Genomic DNA, 15648 nt, shown 5'->3' with positions numbered 1-15648 from the left:
CGCGGCTGCGCGGGATGGCAGACGTGCGGCTGCGCGGGATGGCAGGCGTGCGCCGTCGGCTGCCGGTTCGTCTCCATTGGGTCCCATGGTCTCTCCCGCAGCGTTGTTATTCTGCCTGCGGTCGGGTGATAGCGTGGGGGTTTGTGTTTAGAAAGAGATTAATATGATAAAAGGCGGAAGCGGCCGAGGCCTTTGGGCTTCGACAAGCTCAGCCTGAGCGGGGGGAGGCTAAACCTGAGTAGGGGGAGGCTCAGCCTGAGTGGGTGGAGGCTCAGCCTGAGTGGGTGGCAGCTAAGCCTGGGTGGGTGGAGGCTCAGCCTGAGTGGGTGATGGGTGGTCAGGTGATGGGTGGCTATCAGCAGGTGTGGATGTCTGATCCTCCCCCCCGTTCCTGCCCGGGCAGCGCCCTATAGGCCCAGCAGAAGCCTTGCCATCAGGTTTCGTTGGATTTCGTTGGAGCCGCCGTAGATGCTGGCGGCTCGGTTATTATAGTAGCGCGGCATGGCGGTGAGGCTGTGTTCGGGGCCGACGGTGGGGAGCTGGCTCATCGGCTGGCGGGCCGCGGTTTGCTCGACCGAGCCGTAGAGGCTGGCAGCTTCTATCCCGAGTTCGTCGATCTTCTGCATCGCCTCGGTGCTCTGCACCTTGAGCAGGGAGGAGAGCGGGCCGGGATTCTTGCCGCCGGTGACGGCGGAGAGGATGCGTTGTTCGGTGGCTTCTATGGCGGAGAGGGTGATTTCCATCTCGACGAAGCGGCGGCGGAAGGCCGGGTCTGAAAGCACGCCTTCGCCCGAAGCCTGTTCCTTCACGCGCCTGAGGCCGGCCTTCAGGCCTGCCGAGGCGCGGCCGCCGCGTTCGAATTCGAGGAGAACCTTGGCCACGGTCCATCCATCGTTCTCGGCGCCGACGCGGTTGGCCTGCGGCACGCGGACATCGTCGAAGAAGACTTCGTTGAGGTCGTGATCGCCCGAGAGCGAGAGGATGGGGCGGACGGTGATGCCCGGCGTCTCCATGTCGATCAGCAGGAAGGTGATGCCCTCCTGCGGCTTGCCGGCGGTGGAGGTGCGGACGAGGCAGAAGATGCGGTTGGCGAAATGGGCGTGGGTGGTCCAGATCTTGGAGCCGTTGAGGATGTAATCATCGCCATCGGGCACGGCGGCCATGCGCAGGCTGGCGAGATCGGAGCCGGAGCCGGGCTCGCTGTAGCCCTGGCACCAGTAGTCCTCTCCCGAGAGGATGCGGGGGAGATAGTGCGCCTTCTGCCCGGGGGTGCCGTAGCGCATGAGGACGGGGGCGACCATCTTCAGGCCCTGCGGCGCGAGCGACGGGGCCGATGCCGCGGCGCATTCGCTGGCGAAGATCCAGCGCCGGGTTTCGCTCCAGCCGGTGCCGCCATATTCGACGGGCCAGTCGGGGGCGACCCAGCCGCGCTTGTGCAGGATCGCCTGCCAGGCGAGGTTCCACTGCTTGTCGATGAAGACGGAGGTCTGGCGGGCGCCTGCCTCGCGCAGTTCGGGTGTCAGTTCGCTGGCCAGGAAGGCACGGACTTCGTCGCGGAAGGCGAGGTCCTCTTTCGAGAAGTCCGCAGATGCGAGATCGGGCTGCATCAGTTCACCCTGCGGGTCTTGCCCGCCCAATAGGGCTCGCGCAGTTCGCGGCGGAGGATCTTGCCCGAGGCGTTGCGGGGAAGGGCGGCGATGATGTCGACCGACTTCGGCGCCTTGAACGAGGCGATGCGGCTGCGGGCGAAGGCGATGATGTCTTCCGGGTCGATCGTCATGCCGGGCCTGGCGACGACGACGGCCTTTACCGCCTCTCCCCATTTCTCGTCGGGGACGCCGATCACGGCGACTTCGGCGACGGCCGGGTGGCCGTATACGGCGCTTTCGACTTCCGCCGGATAGACATTCTCGCCGCCGGAAATGATCATGTCCTTCACCCGGTCCTGGATGAAGAGATAGCCGTCCGCGTCCATGTAGCCGGCGTCGCCGGTGCGCAGCCAGCCGTCTTCGGCGACGGTGGCCCTGGTCGCTTCGTCGAGCTTCCAGTAGCCGGCCATGTTGGCGTAGCTGCGCGTGGCGACTTCGCCGACCTCGCCGCGCGGGAGCTCGTTGCCGTCGGCGTCGACCACCTTGATCTCGACTCCGGGGAGCGGCAGGCCGGCGGCGCGCATCCGCTGGTTGCCGGCGGGGTCGTGGTCTTCGGGGGGCAGGTAGACGATGGTGCCTGTCGTCTCTGTCATCCCATATTGCTGGCAGAAGCCGCAGCCGAACACCTCCATGCATTCGCGCAGCAGGTCGAGCGGGATGGGGGAGGCGCCGTAGAGGATATATTTCATCCGGCTGTAGTCGATCTCGCGGGCGCGCGGCTGGCGGACGACGATCTGCAGCGCGGCAGGCACCATGAACATCTTCGACACCTTGTCGTGCTCGATATAGTCGAGCACCTTCAGCGGATCGAATTCGCGGGCGACGATGCCCTTGGCGCCGTTGACGAGGCCGACGAGGCCCCAGCCGGTGCCGCCGATGTGGGCGACGGGCATGGCGACGAGACTGATGTCGTCGGGGCCCCAGTCGTTCCATGGCATGGGGTTCGCCATGCTGATCTTGCGGCCGGTGAGCAGATTGTCGTGCGTGAGCATAGCGCCCTTGGGCTTGCCGGTGGTGCCCGAGGTGTAGAGCTGGATGGTGACGTCGGAGGATTTGACCGTTGCGGCGGGTTCGCTGGCGGGCTGGGCGTCGCGCCAGGCTTCGAAGGCCGGGGTTTCGGTGGCGATCACGGGCCGGGTGTCGCCCAGCGTTGCCGCGTGGACCTTTACCAGATCGACGAATTCCGGGCCGACGAAGAGGATCTGCGCCTCCGCATTTTCGACGATGTAGGCGATCTCGGGCGGGGCGAGGCGCCAGCCGACGGGGACCATGACGATGCCGGCCTTGGCGGCGCCCAGCAGCAGTTCGAAATACTGGTCGCTGTTCTTGCCGACATAGGCGATGCGCTGGCCCTGCCGGACGCCGGCGGCAAGGAGGGCGTTGGCGATCTGGTTGGTGTGGGCGTTCAGCTGGGCGAATGTGGTGGAGCGGCCTTCGAACTCGAAGGCGATCGCCTGGGGCCGTTCGTCGGCGTGGACGCGGACTATGTCGCCCAGCGTGTGCATCCGCTCGAAATTCACCTTCGCCATCTCAATTCTCTCCCTCAGGCCTCCGCCGGCCTGCACTTGATGGTACAAGCCGGCGGCAACTGCGCCTGTTCATTCGCAGGGGTGCCGCCCCTGGAAGTTGAAGCGCCGCGGACACGATGGATATCGGCATTGTCGCCATTGCCGCCCGCGCCGGGGTGAACCATGCGATGATCCGCTATTTCTTCGGCAGCAAGGAAGGGCTGCTGGTGCGGGTGGCCGATCCGCTGCGGGTGAAGCATGTGGCCGAGGGGCTGCTGCAGCCGATTGCCCATGCGCAGGCGCGAATCATTGCGGAGGGGGTGGCCAGTGGCGCGTTCCGGCCGATCGACCCGAAGCTGTTCTACTTCAATACCATCGGTGCGGCGGACGGGCTCTATTCCAACCGCTTCACGCTGTCGGCGGTGTTTGGCGGCATTCCCAATGCCGATCCGGAGATGCACATCCGCTATCGGGAGCAGACGGTCGAGATCCTTCTGCGCGGGCTGCTGGCTTAGGCGATCAGTCCGGCCAGCAATTGCCTTGCCAGCGCGGCGATGTTGCTGCGGTGGCTTTCGCCCAGATCCTGCCAGCCCATCACCGGCAGCGAGATCGGCGCCTGGGTGGTGAAGGCCGTGAGCGAGGCGAGCAGCATCAGCGCCCCGGTGCGTTCCTGTTCGCCGGCAGACTGGTGGCCGCGGGCGATGGCGAGGAGATCGGCGACCAGCAGGATGCCGGGCTGCCACAGCTCCTGGTAGAGGAGGGAGAAGCCCGGGCCCTGCTCGGTCATCTCGCGCAGGACGAAATCGGTGCCGAGGCGCTGTTCGGGGTCTGCGGCGATGGCGGAGACCAGCGCATCGAGCAGCTGGCCGAGCAGGACGGCGGCGGCACTGGACGACAGGCTCTGCGTGTCTGCCGCGCGGCGGGCGCCCAGTACCAGCGGCAGCATATGTTCGCGGTAGGAGCCGACGATCGCCTCGGCGCAGGCGCGGTGCAGGCCTTCCTTGTTGCCGTAGTGGTAGGCGATCACCGGAAGCGTCACGCCGGCGGCTGCGGCGATCATGCGGGTGGTGGCGCCGGCATAGCCTTCGCGGGCGAAGGCGCGCATGCCGGCTTCGAGGATGCGGCGGGCGGTGGCGTCTGGCGCGGGCTGGTGGAGCGGGGCGCGCGTGCCGGGGGGTGTGGCGGTGGCGGCGGCTGCGGATTCCATGGGGATTTGCATAGCATGAACTGGCTTGCGGCATAGCCTATCAGTTGATAGGCTCGTGTGGAGGCGTGTCGGATGAACGCACAGGAGCAGATTTCTCCGGCCGGGAAGGCCGACGGCGCCCGCGAGCTGAGCTTCGATTTCCGCAATCCGGTGGGTGAGCCATCGCTGGTGCCGCCGGACGGCATCCAGTGGCGGGTGTTCCGGAATCCGATTGCGCTGATTGGGATCTGACACTGGCGGACCGCCTGGCGCTGCCGGGCGATTTCTCCTGGCTGTCGGCTTCAGCGCAGCAGCGGATCCTCGCGACCAAGCCAGCCTGACAGCCAGCGTTCGGCCATGGCGCAGGCATCGGCCGAGGTGAAGGCGCCGGCATCGAGCGAGAGTTCGAGCCAGAGGCCGTCGACGAGGGCGGTGACGGCGATGGCGGCGGTCCGGGCTTCGGCGGCGGGAGCGCCGGCTGCGCGGAGCAGCTCTTCCAGTTCCGAAAGGGAGGCCGTGTAGATCTGCCGGTGCAGGGCGGCGATGTCGGGCCTTGTCTTCACCAGGCTCCAGAAGGCGAGCCAGGTCGCCAGCAGCTCCGGCGCGGATATCGGTGGGGCGAAGCTGCCGGTTACATAGGCGCTGAGGCGGGCGCGGGGATCGCCGCCGGCGGCCTCGACGGCGGTGGCGAGCGCCTCGCTCACCTGTGCTGCGACATGGACGTAGGTTGCGGCGATCAGCTCGTCGATGCCGGCGAAATAGTGGCGCAGCAGCCCCGGCGAGACCCCGGCGCGGGCGCATATGCTGCGGACGGAAACCCCCGTTGCGCCATCCTCGGCGAGGCCGGCGGCACAGGCTTCTATCAGCGACTGGCGGCGATTGTCCGGATCGCGGACGAACGGAGCGCGGGACGACATTTGTCCCGTGTAGCAGCATTGCGCCGGCCACGCGAGCTTGTTATACATCTGTGCAACAACGGAGCGGATAATGGCCTCGCAGCTTGACGAAACAGCAGATCCGGATGCCGGCTGGTCGCTGCCGGCGTGGATCTATCGCGACCCGGAATGGTATGCGGCCGAGTGCGCGCGGGTGATGCGGCCGTCCTGGCAGATCGTCTGCCATCTGAACGACATCCCGAATGTGGGGGACTGGCAGAGCCTGGAATTCCTGGGCGAGAACATTCTTGTCGTGCGCGGCGAGGACGGTAGCCCGCGCGCCTTTACCAATGTCTGCCGGCACCGCGGCTCTCGGCTGGTCGATGGGGATTCCGGCTGCGCGAAGAAGCTGGTCTGCCCGTATCACGCCTGGGTCTATGAGCTGGACGGTCGCTTGTCGGGCGTGCCGATGAAATCCTCCTACCCGCCGTTCGACATGGCCACGCACGGGCTTTCGCCGGTGGAGCTGGAAATTTGGCGCGGATTTGTGTTCGTGCGGCTGGCCGGCGGTTTGCCGGGTGTTGCCGAGATGATGGCGCCCTGGGATGCGGAAGTGGCGCCTTATCGTTTCGAGGACATGCAGCCGCTGGCGCCCGTGCGCCGCCGCCGCCGCGAGGTGAACTGGAAGAATCTCTGCGACAATTATTCCGACAATCTCCACATCCTGCCGGCACATCCCGGGCTGAAGCGGATGTTCGGGCCGAACTATGTGACGAAGGCCGCGAAATGGTCCGACTGGCTGGGCGGGCCGCTGCTGGAGCCGGGCAAGGGGGCGAGCTGGTCGGAGCGGGTCTATCACCGCTTCCTGCCGCATGTGCCGCACCTGCCGCCGGAGAAGCAGAAGCATTGGTGGTATATCAAGCTGTGGCCCAACATCGCCTTTGATATCTATGCAGACCAGATCGATTTCATGCAGTTCCTGCCTGTCGGGCCGACGACGACGGTGCTGCGCGAGATCAGCTACGCGCTGCCAGACGACCGGCGCGAGATGCGCGCGGCGCGCTATGCCAACGGCCGGGTGAACCGGCTGGTGAACGCCGAGGATACCGAGCTGGTGAGCCGGGTACAGGCGGGCATGGCCTCCGAGCGCTTTACCGTGGGACCGCTGTCTGAAAGTGAAGTCTGCCTGCGCAGTTTTGCGTCGAAGCTCCGCAATCTTATCCCGGAGGCGCGCCTCCATCATCCGCCGGCTCCGGGCTGGAGCCGCCGCCATCTGCAGGGCGCCTGACATGACGAAAAAATACGATGCCGTAATCCTCGGCGGCGGGCACAATGGCCTCGTCTGCGCCTTTTATCTGGCGCGCGCCGGGCTGAAGGTGCGGGTGCTGGAAGCGCGCGACATCATCGGCGGCGCCTGCGTGACCGAGGAGTTCGCCCCCGGATTCCGCAACTCTACCGCCAGCTATACCGTCAGCCTGCTGAGGCCGAAGGTGATCGCCGACATGAAGCTGGCCGACCATGGCTTCCGCATCATCGAGCGCACCATCTCCAATTTCTTCCCGATGGACGGCGACTATCTGAAGCTGGGCGGCGGCACGGCGCGGACGCAGGCGGAGTTTGCCCGTTTCTCGAAGAAGGACGCCGAGACTTTCCCGGCCTATGAGGAAGCGCTGGAAGGTGTCGCCGAAGTGCTGCGGGCGATTTCGCTGAAGACGCCGCCGAACGCAGGTGGCGGTGTGCGCGCGCTGCTGGCCGCGGCCTCTCAGGGGCGGCCGATCCTGGGGCTGGATATCGAGGCGCAGCGCGATGTGCTGGACCTGTTCGTGCGCTCGGCGCGCGATTTCCTGGACGGCTGGTATGAAAGCGATGCCGTGAAGGCGGCGTTCGGCTTCGACGCCGTCGTCGGCAACTATGCCAGCCCCGATACGCCGGGCTCCGCCTATGTGCTCCTCCACCATGTGTTCGGGGAAGTGAACGGCAAGAAGGGGATGTGGGGCCATAGCGTGGGCGGCATGGGCGCCATCACCCAGGCGATGGCGAAGGCCTGCGAACTGGCCGGCGTGGAAATCAGCCTGGAATCGCCTGTCGCCGAGGTGCTCGTGAGCGGGGGCAAGGCCGTGGGCGTGAAGCTGGTGGGCGGCGAGGAGATCGCCGCCGATATCGTTGCCGCCAACGTGGGCCCTGCGCTTCTCTACAGGAAGCTGGTGAAGGAGAGCGACCTGCCCGCCGACTTCGTGCGGCGCATGGCCACCTTCCGCACCGGGTCCGGCACCTTCCGCATGAACCTTGCGCTGTCGGAACTGCCCGACTTCTCCGTGCTGCCCGGCAAGGAAAAGGCCGAGCACCACACCAGCGGGATCATCATCGCCCCGACGCTGGACTATATGGACCGCGCCTTCACCGACGCGAAGATCGGCGGCTGGTCGAAGCAGCCCATCGTCGAGATGAAGCTGCCGACGACCGTCGATTCGTCGCTGGCGCCGGAAGGCATGCATATCGCCAGCCTGTTCTGCCAGCAGTTTGCCCCCGAGCTGCCGGATGGCCGCAGCTGGGACGATGCCCGCGAGGAAGCCGCCGACCATATCATCGACTGCGTGACCCGGCACGCGCCCAACTTCAAGTCCAGCATCATCGCCCGGCAGATCCACTCGCCGCTCGACCTTGAACGCAAGTTCGGCCTGATCGGCGGCGACATCTTCCACGGCCGCATGAGCCTGGACCAGCTGTGGTCGGCGCGGCCGATCCTGGGATATGGCGAATACCGCAGCCCGATCGACGGGCTCTATATGTGCGGCTCCGGCACGCATCCCGGCGGCGGCGTTACCGGCGCGCCGGGGTATAACGCAGCGCACGAGATTCTCGCGGATCGGAGCTTGTTCGGGCGCTTGTTGCGCCGGGCTTGAGGGGTGCGGGGTTTGGAACCCGCCCCGCCTCGAAGCCCGATCGCGATTTTCAGTCGACCATTTCGGCGACGATGCGGCGCAGTTCGCGCCGGCTGAGGGTGCCTTGCACCCGGTTTTGCCGCGCCGCATTGGCGGCGCGTTGCCCGGCCTTGGCCGGACGGTTCATTTCAATTTGCATGTCATTCCCAAGGGCGCGTTTCGTGCGCGCCTCTTCTGTTCAAGTTATGTGTATTCAGCGCCGGAATGGCCCCTTGCGAGGTCCGCCGCCGCCGCCGCCCACCGTCTTTTCACGGAAGATGATGCGGCCTTTCTCAAGGTCGTAGGGCGTCATTTCGACAATGACGCGATCCCCGACCACTGACCGGATGCGATGCTTGCGCATCTTTCCGGCCGTATAGGCAATGATGCGATGGTCATTCTCCAGACGAACGAAGAAGCGTCCGTCCGGAAGAATTTCCTCGACCTGCCCATCCATCGTGAGCAGCTCTTCCTTTGCCACAGGCTCAGGCGAGCTTCACGTTGACGGCCGACATCTTGCCGCGACGATCCTGTTCCAGCTCGTAGGTCACGCGTTGGTCGCGATCGAGCGTTTGCAAGCCCGCAGCTTCCAGAGCGGTGATATGCACGAAGCTGTCACCCGAACCGTCTTCGGCGGCGATGAAGCCATAGCCCTTGTCGGCGTTGAAGAATTTGACAGTACCTGTCAGCATTTTGGTGTCCTTTCCGCGAACACATGAGTTCCGTCCCGCAAATTGCAGGGGGAGCGAGGTAGCGATGAAAGGAAGACTTCGACCTAGGGAAAGCCACTCTATTCGCAAGGAATACCGGGCTCTAACAGACACTCAAGCTTCGTCTCAACCGACGTCAGCATCCCCTACATGGGCGTTTTGTCGCAAAATGGCAAGAGCGGCGCGATATCGGCACTGCGGGTGGCTTTCAAAGCCCTGGTCGCAACGCTAGGTTCCGCCTCCATGCGCAGCCTGATCCCCGCAGCCGCCCTTCTCCTCACGCTTGCCTCGTGCGGCAAGGTTCAGGAAACCGTCGATGCCCTGCCGGTCGCTTCCGGCCTTGTCGCCCGGACACTGTGCACCGCCATCTTTGTGCAGGGGCGAAGTGAAGAGGATGTGCGGCCCTTTGAGCTCGGGAAGTCGCTGGATTCCCGGCTGGGCCTGATCAAGGCGAGCGTGGACCGGGAAGCGGGCGAGGTTTCCGCCGGGCCTCTGGGCATGAACTCGATGACGGCGGGCCACACCCCCGGGCTGGGCTGTGCCGTCGCCCGCCCCGGAGAAGGGCCTGGCACGCCGTCCAACATGCCCATCGATCCGCGCCCCTGGCCGGCGGGCGACACGGTTTCGCCCGTGCCGCCAAAGATCGCCAACCCGGCGGCGCTCGATGCTGCGATCGCCGCCGCCTTTCGCACCGGCAGCTATGGCAATCCGGCGGTCGATCCGGTCACCCGCTCCATCGTCATCATCCACAATGGAGAGCTGGTGCGTTCGGTGAGTGCGCGGGGCTTTACCCCCAACACGCCGCAATATTCCGCCTCCATGGCGAAGACGATTTCCTCGGCGCTGGTCGGCATCCTTGCCGCGCAGGGGAAGCTTGCCGTCGCCGACACCGGTCTGCTGCCGGAATGGACCGTCGATCCGAAGGACCCGCGCCGCGCCATCAGCATCGACAATCTGCTGAACATGGAATCCGGCCTTGGCTTCAACGAGGACTATGGCCCCGGCGGCGATCCGGCGCAGATGCTCTATGCGGAAAACTCCGCCTCGCTGTTTGCCGCGGGCAAGCCGCAGCGCGATCCGCCCGGCACGCGCTGGTATTATTCGAGCGGCGACACCAACATCCTGATGCGGGTAGCGCGGTTGAAATCCGGCCTGAGCGACGCGCAATGGGATGCCTTCCCCCGCAACGCGCTGTTCAACCCGCTGGGCATGCGAACCGCCATCTTCGAGCAGGATGCCGGGGGCGATTTCATCGGCTCCACCTTCGTCTTTGCCGGCGCGCTGGACTGGGCGCGCTTTGGGCTGATGCTGGCGGACGGTGGCATGGCCAACGGCAGGCAGGTGGTTCCCGCCGAATGGGTGGCGCGGATGTCGACGCCGACGGCGCTTTCAGGCGGGCGCTATTCCACCCAGACCTGTTTCCGCGGTGGCGTGCCCGGGCAGAAGGGGCGGACGCTGGAGCTGGCGGGCTATGCCGGGCAATATGTGACCATCGTGCCCGAAACCCGCACGGTGATCGTGCGGCTGGGCTTTCAGCCGGATCGCTCCGCCTGGGATCAGGAGCGGTTTCTGAAGGCTGTTTTCCCGGCGCTGGGCGTGACCGCGCCGTATGAAAACCGCAAGGAAGACTAGCCTATCGCCGGGTTCGCCCTGCCCTACCCCGGAGAGCAGGTGCCGGCCCGATAGCCTGACATCACCAGCCCTGGTAGCGCGGCCCGGCCGCACCGATCCTGTTCCGGGGGAGGGAAGGCGCCTTTTCGGGCGCGCGGCGGATGGGCGTGGCCGGGCCGGTCATTCCGGGGAGAGGTGAACTCTCCCCGGAGGAACGCATCAGAAGGTTGCGCGGAAACGCACGCCGAAGGTGCGCGGCGGCGCCAGATAGGCGTTCTGGTCGCCGGTCTGCAGCGGGGTGGCGAACAGTTGCGAGGGGTAGATCTCGTCGAAGAGATTCTGTGCCCAGACTTCTGCCGTCACGCCCGAATGCAGGCGGATGCCGAGGTTGGCGTTGACGAGGCCGACGGCATCGCGGCGGGCGAGCGAGGCCGTGTTGATATATTGCGGCCCGCTATACTGGTACTGCACCCGGCCGACGAGGTTCATGTCGTCGTTGAGCGGCGTGTCGAGGTTGATCGCGGCATTGCCCTGGAACTTCGGCGCGAAGCGGAAGCGTTGACCGGAGAGGACGGGATCGATGTTGGCATCTTCGCCCATCTTCGCCTCGGGGATCCAGGTGCCGTCGAGGTTAAGGATCAGCGCGTCGCTGAGCTTGAAGGTGTTCTCGATCTCGACGCCGTAATCCTTGGCCGACTTGGCGTTCAGCACGGTGAAGCGCAGGCCGACGAACTGGGCCACCTGCATGTTGCTGATGTCATAGTAGAAGAACGAGATGTTGGTGCGGGCGCGGCCGCCCCAATATTCGGTCTTGGCGCCGATTTCATAGGCGTTGACCGTTTCCGGATCGTAGGTGGGGTCCAGCGGAACGGCTCCGGGCACGATAGCCGGGTTGTTGAGCACCGTGCCGGCGCCGTTGGAGTCCATGTTGACGCCGCCCGCCTTGAAGCCGCGGTTGTAGGTTGCATAGAGCATCACGTCGTCGTTCGGCTTGAACTGGCCGCCGAAGGTGCCGCTGAACGCCTTGGAGGTGCGGCTGTCGTCGTAGGACGGGCCGGGTGAGACACCGAGCACCCTGAAGACCGCGTTGGGCGACGGATCGTAATAATCATAGTCGAACGAGCCGGTCTTTTCCTCGACCGAATAGCGGATGCCGGCGAGCAGGCTGAAGCCGCCGCCGAGATCGGCGTTGGCGTGGGCGAAACCGGCGTAGGACTTGGACGTGCCGCGCATGGCTTCGGCGGCGACAAGGCCGGCTGCGGCCTTGCCGGTGCCCGGCGGCAGGCCCTGCGCTGCCAGCAGCGTGTTCCAATAGACCTGCGCCTGCTTGCCCCAATCGATGTCGCGGCTCATGTTTATGCGCTCGTCAGAGAAGAAGGCGCCCAGCACATAATCGGTGTTCAGCGACGAGATGTGGCCGTTGAAGGTCAGTTCCTGCGAGAAGAACTTGCTGCGGAAGGTTTCATCGAGGATCAGGATGTCGGCTCCGGAGAATTCGGCGTCCATGTCGACCTGGCCGACTTTGAACCAGCGGAGCGCGGTGACGGACTTGATGGTGTCGTCGCCGACGTCGACATCGACCAGCAGGGTACCGCCGTAGTCCTCGATCTCCTGGTCGCCGTTGGTGCTGAGGGTGGCTTCGAAATCACCCAGCTTGGTGGAGGGCAGCTTGCGGCCGTTGGCGAGGGTCAGCGCGTTGATCAGCGGCTGCGTCGGGCCGTCGATATAGTTGGACGTCGCATAGCAGCAGTCGCCCTCGCTCTTGGAATAGTCGGCGATGAGGCGGATGGAGACGGTTTCCACCGGCTCGAACAGGATCTGACCCTTGGCGGCGTAGGAGAAGTTGTTGTTCAGTGGCCGGCCGCTGGTGGAATCGGTGTAGAAGCCATCCTGCAGCGAGCTCATGGCGGCGATACGCACGGCTAGCTTGTCGTTCACCGGCAGGTTGACGGCACCGCGTGCGATCACCGTGTGGTAGTTGCCGGCGGTCACGTCCAGCAGCCCGCTCTGACCATCGAGCGAGGGGGCAGCGGAGGTGAGCAGCAGCGCGCCGGCCGTGGTGTTCTTGCCGAACAGCGTGCCCTGCGGGCCGCGCAGCACCTGCAGATTGTCGATGTCGAGGAAGTTGTTGAGCGCGGCGGCGGCGCGGGTGCGATAGACGCCATCGATGAAGACGCCGACCGAGCCTTCGAACGAGCGGCTGTTGCCGGTGGTGCCGAGGCCCCGGATGATGAGGTTGGCCGACGAGGAGGCGATGTTGGTCACCCGGAAGCTGATCGAGGGGCTGATCGCCTGGATGTTGGAGACATTGTCCACCCGGGCGTTGGCCAGCGTTTCGGCATTGGCGGCGGTGATCGAGATCGGCACGTCGCGCAGGTCCTGGCTGCGGCGCTGGGCGGTGACGATGATGTCCTCGAGGCCGTCGCCGGAGGTTTCGGTGGTCTGCGCGCGTGCGGGCATGACGGGCACAAGTGCGGCCACACTGGCGGTAAGCCAGAAGCGAATGTTCAAGTTGTAACTCCTCCCGGGCGCGCCATCTTCCAATGTGCGGCGCAGTCCTATGGGGGCTTCCTAACCGATCAGTAAGGGGCGGGCAAGCAACCCGAACCCAGCTGATTCGAGAGGGTATGCCAACGGATCGTCAGGGCTTTGTTCCGATGCCGTTCAGGATGCTTTCCACCAGTTCCTCGCCATAGATCTGCTTCAGCGCCAGCCCGCCGTCTTCGAGTTCGAAGGCGTATTTCATCGCATAGAGGCCGTAGTAGAGATGGTCGCAGGCGCCGATCACCTGGAAGTAGAAGCTCATCGGGTTGATGTGGCGGAACGCGCCCGTTCGCTCGCCCTCCTGCAGGATGGCGGTCTGGGCTGCCACCATCGGCTTCACGATGTTGACGGAGATCCGCCGCCGCGCTTCGTCGCTGGTGGACAGCAGATGGTGCATCAGCCGGCTGAGATAGGGATAGGTGCAATAGACGTTGAGCACGCCGAGAATGTGCAGCCTGAGCTTGTCGCGGGGGGGCATGTCGCGCCGTACCAGCCCCTCCAGGCGGCCGACCGAATCGCCGATGATCTTTTCCAGAAGCGCCAGCAGCAGGCCGTCCTTGTGGCCGAAATGATATTTGATCAGCGCCAAGCTGGTGCCGCTGCGCCGGGCGATGTCGTGAATGGAAACGTCGATTCCGCCACGCTCGGTCATCAGCTCGCCGGCCGCCTGCATCAGGTGCGCGCGGCCGAGCCCCGCACACCGGCGATCGGCGGCGGCGCCAGCCGTTTCGGCCATCGCAGATAGTCCCACAAGTCCCTCCCCCCGGGCGTTTACCGGATTTCGGACAATCCTAACGCCTGATAAACGGCAGCGCGAGTGGCAAAATCATGGAATGACCTGCCTCAATCGAAATCGAGGTCTCCCCAGGCCGGCTCCCTGAGATAGGGGCCGATATCCACGTCTTGCAACGACGCCGGCTTCCATTTTGGCGACTTGTCCTTGTCGATCAACTGGGCACGTACGCCTTCGAAGAAATCGTGCCCGCTCTTGATGCCACCAACCATGCGATATTCAAGCTTCAGGCAGGCCTCGATCGGCGCGCCTTCGCCTTCCCGGAGCGCATGCAGGGTAAGCTTGCAGCTGGTGGGGGAGCCGGCGCGGATGGCGGCGGCCTGCGCCAGCGCCCAGTCGTCGCCGCCGTCGAGCGATTCGAGGATCGCCTCGACGCTGTCGTGGCCGAAGTGGAAATCGATGCCTTCGCGCAGGGTCGGGATGGTGAGCGGCCCGGGATCGCTGTCGAAGGTCGCCAGCACTTCGGCGATGCTTTCGTGGCTGTGCGCGAGGCGTTCCTTCAGCACGGCAATCTCGGCGGCGGGAACGAAGTGGGTGCAATAGCCGATGGCGACGCAATCGCCGCCCTTCACCCGGGCGCCCGTGAGGCCGGCCCAGGTGCCGAGCTCGCCGGGAAAGCGCGGGAGCGCATGGGTGCCGCCGACATCGGGGATGAGGCCGATGCCGGTTTCCGGCATGGCGAACATCGTCCGCTCGGTGGCGACGCGATAGGGCGCGTGCACGGAGATGCCGACGCCGCCGCCCATGGAGATGCCGTCCACCAGCGCGATGTAGGGCTTGGGATAATGGGCGATGGCCTGGTTCATCCGGTATTCGTCGTGGAAGAAACCTTCCCACTCCGCCGTGCCGGCCGTCCCCGAGGCGTGCAGGCCGACAACGTCGCCGCCGGCGCAGAAGGCCCGGTCGCCGGCGCCCTCCACCACCACGGCCTCGACCTCGTCGTCGATGGCCCAGTCCATCAGCTGCCGGTGCAGCGCCACGCACATGCCGCGATTGAGGGCGTTCAGCGCCTGCGGCCGGTTCAGGGTGACGAGACCGATGCGGCCCGCCTTGGAAAACAGTATCTCGTCGTTCATTGGTAGGTACTCCCGTCGAGGCGCCGGTAGATCGCCTTGGCCAGATCATAGCGCCCGGTCGTCGTCTTCATGTCGATCTCCGGATAGGTGCAGACATCCTGTTCGGAGCGGTTGCCGATCGCCAGCACGACGCAATCGGCGTGGCTGTTGTTTTCGAAACGGTGGCCGATGGGGTCGCCCGCCACTGCACCAACCATATCCCCGGGCGAAAGCTCCCGCGTGCCGGTGGAATCGCAGGCGTCGGCATGCGGCTGCCGGTCATTTCCGGCACATCCTCGACACGGCTGAACTGCACCATCGCTGCCTCCCGGGGGTTTAAGCTGGCGCCTTTTCCACGAACAGGCCCGGCCCGTCCACATCGACGACCATGCAGCTGGTGGTGAGGCGGGCCAGCAGCTTGCCCTTTTCGTCGACCATGTCGGCCTCGGCAAAGCTGACGGTGCGGCCGAGTTTCAGCACGCGGCCTTCGAACCAGACCGTCTGGCCGACGCGGGCGGGGCCGAAGAAGCTGACCTTGAACTCGATGGTGGGGACGCCGACGCGGCGGCCGGCCTTGACGATGACGGCGGTGGCGGAGGCATCGTCCAGCGCCGTCGTCACGATGCCGCCCTGCAGGCTGCCCATCGGGTTGCAGAACTGTTCGGTCACCAGCATGCGGAAGCGGGTCTTCCCGGCCTCGCTGTCGAGATGCTCCAGCTCGAGGCCCAGCAACGCCTGCGTCGGCGCCCGCTTGGCCCGCATCCGCTCCAGCAGTTCGGCATCGTCCGCCATTCAG

The 15648-nt window shown here is 65.5% G+C and carries 16 protein-coding genes; 5 read left to right on the top strand and 11 right to left on the bottom strand.

Annotation, left to right across the window (positions count from 1 at the left end):
- Positions 1–407 precede the first annotated feature (407 nt).
- Both IM784_RS10100 and IM784_RS10095 read right to left on the bottom strand, forming a co-directional pair.
- Positions 408–1607, bottom strand: a complete 1200-nt coding sequence (locus IM784_RS10100; protein WP_199555204.1) for an acyl-CoA dehydrogenase family protein — start codon at positions 1605–1607, stop codon at positions 408–410.
- Positions 1607–3178 carry a fatty acid--CoA ligase gene (locus IM784_RS10095; protein WP_235976952.1) on the bottom strand — a complete coding sequence of 524 codons (1572 nt, stop codon included), beginning with the start codon at positions 3176–3178 and terminating at the stop codon, positions 1607–1609. Before IM784_RS10095 ends, IM784_RS10100 begins: the two co-directional genes overlap by 1 nt.
- A gap of 116 nt (positions 3179–3294) precedes the next feature.
- Here IM784_RS10095 and IM784_RS10090 point away from each other — a divergent pair, with 116 nt between their 5' ends.
- Positions 3295–3672 (top strand): TetR family transcriptional regulator, encoded by a 378-nt coding sequence (locus tag IM784_RS10090; protein WP_199555203.1) that lies wholly within the window; start codon positions 3295–3297, stop codon positions 3670–3672.
- Here the strand turns inward: IM784_RS10090 and IM784_RS10085 are convergent.
- Positions 3669–4364, bottom strand: coding sequence for a TetR/AcrR family transcriptional regulator (locus IM784_RS10085; RefSeq protein ID WP_199555202.1), 696 nt, complete (start codon positions 4362–4364; stop codon positions 3669–3671). The genes IM784_RS10090 and IM784_RS10085 overlap by 4 nt on opposite strands.
- Before the next feature lie 72 nt (positions 4365–4436).
- Here IM784_RS10085 and IM784_RS10080 point away from each other — a divergent pair, with 72 nt between their 5' ends.
- Positions 4437–4595 carry a hypothetical protein gene (locus tag IM784_RS10080; protein ID WP_199555201.1) on the top strand — a complete coding sequence of 53 codons (159 nt, stop codon included), beginning with the start codon at positions 4437–4439 and terminating at the stop codon, positions 4593–4595.
- 50 nt (positions 4596–4645) lie between these two features.
- On the opposite strand, the gene betI is transcribed toward IM784_RS10080, so the two are convergent.
- Positions 4646–5260 carry a transcriptional regulator BetI gene (betI, locus tag IM784_RS10075; RefSeq protein ID WP_199555200.1) on the bottom strand — a complete coding sequence of 205 codons (615 nt, stop codon included), beginning with the start codon at positions 5258–5260 and terminating at the stop codon, positions 4646–4648.
- Positions 5261–5330: 70 nt separating this feature from the next.
- On the opposite strand from betI, the gene IM784_RS10070 reads away from it, so the two are divergent.
- Positions 5331–6506 (top strand): aromatic ring-hydroxylating oxygenase subunit alpha, encoded by a 1176-nt coding sequence (locus IM784_RS10070; protein ID WP_199555199.1) that lies wholly within the window; start codon positions 5331–5333, stop codon positions 6504–6506.
- A gap of 1 nt (position 6507) precedes the next feature.
- Positions 6508–8121 (top strand): phytoene desaturase family protein, encoded by a 1614-nt coding sequence (locus tag IM784_RS10065; RefSeq protein WP_199555198.1) that lies wholly within the window; start codon positions 6508–6510, stop codon positions 8119–8121.
- Between the two features lie 232 nt (positions 8122–8353).
- On the opposite strand, the gene infA is transcribed toward IM784_RS10065, so the two are convergent.
- Positions 8354–8620, bottom strand: coding sequence for a translation initiation factor IF-1 (infA, locus tag IM784_RS10060; RefSeq protein WP_199555197.1), 267 nt, complete (start codon positions 8618–8620; stop codon positions 8354–8356).
- A 4-nt stretch (positions 8621–8624) separates the two neighbouring features.
- Entirely contained in the window at positions 8625–8831 is a 207-nt protein-coding gene (locus IM784_RS10055) for a cold-shock protein (protein ID WP_199555196.1), read from the bottom strand.
- A gap of 261 nt (positions 8832–9092) precedes the next feature.
- On the opposite strand from IM784_RS10055, the gene IM784_RS10050 reads away from it, so the two are divergent.
- Positions 9093–10481, top strand: a complete 1389-nt coding sequence (locus IM784_RS10050) for a serine hydrolase domain-containing protein (protein WP_199555195.1) — start codon at positions 9093–9095, stop codon at positions 10479–10481.
- Positions 10482–10679: 198 nt separating this feature from the next.
- Here IM784_RS10050 and IM784_RS10045 read toward each other — a convergent pair whose 3' ends face one another.
- The 5 genes from IM784_RS10045 to IM784_RS10025 all read right to left on the bottom strand — a co-directional run bounded on the left by IM784_RS10045 (position 10680) and on the right by IM784_RS10025 (position 15644).
- The gene (locus IM784_RS10045; RefSeq protein ID WP_235976950.1) at positions 10680–12971 is read right to left on the bottom strand and encodes a TonB-dependent receptor; all 2292 of its coding nucleotides are present in this window, start codon (positions 12969–12971) and stop codon (positions 10680–10682) included.
- A gap of 130 nt (positions 12972–13101) precedes the next feature.
- The gene (locus tag IM784_RS10040) at positions 13102–13740 is read right to left on the bottom strand and encodes a TetR family transcriptional regulator (RefSeq protein WP_199555194.1); all 639 of its coding nucleotides are present in this window, start codon (positions 13738–13740) and stop codon (positions 13102–13104) included.
- Positions 13741–13847: 107 nt separating this feature from the next.
- Positions 13848–14873: an enoyl-CoA hydratase/isomerase family protein gene (locus IM784_RS10035; RefSeq protein WP_199555193.1), complete on the bottom strand. Its 1026-nt coding sequence runs from the start codon at positions 14871–14873 to the stop codon at positions 13848–13850.
- Positions 14870–15070, bottom strand: a complete 201-nt coding sequence (locus IM784_RS10030) for a cupin domain-containing protein (protein ID WP_199555192.1) — start codon at positions 15068–15070, stop codon at positions 14870–14872. Before IM784_RS10030 ends, IM784_RS10035 begins: the two co-directional genes overlap by 4 nt.
- Positions 15071–15188: 118 nt before the next feature.
- Complete coding sequence (locus IM784_RS10025; RefSeq protein WP_199555191.1) at positions 15189–15644, bottom strand: PaaI family thioesterase; 456 nt, start codon at positions 15642–15644, stop codon at positions 15189–15191.
- Positions 15645–15648 lie beyond the last annotated feature (4 nt).

The sequence above is a fragment of the Sandaracinobacteroides hominis genome (assembly GCF_016464365.1).
In the GTDB taxonomy this organism is placed as follows: Bacteria; Pseudomonadota; Alphaproteobacteria; order Sphingomonadales; family Sphingomonadaceae; genus Sandaracinobacteroides; species Sandaracinobacteroides hominis.
The sequence above is the reverse complement of the archived record's forward strand: the minus strand, read 5'-3'. Positions and strand labels throughout refer to the sequence as shown.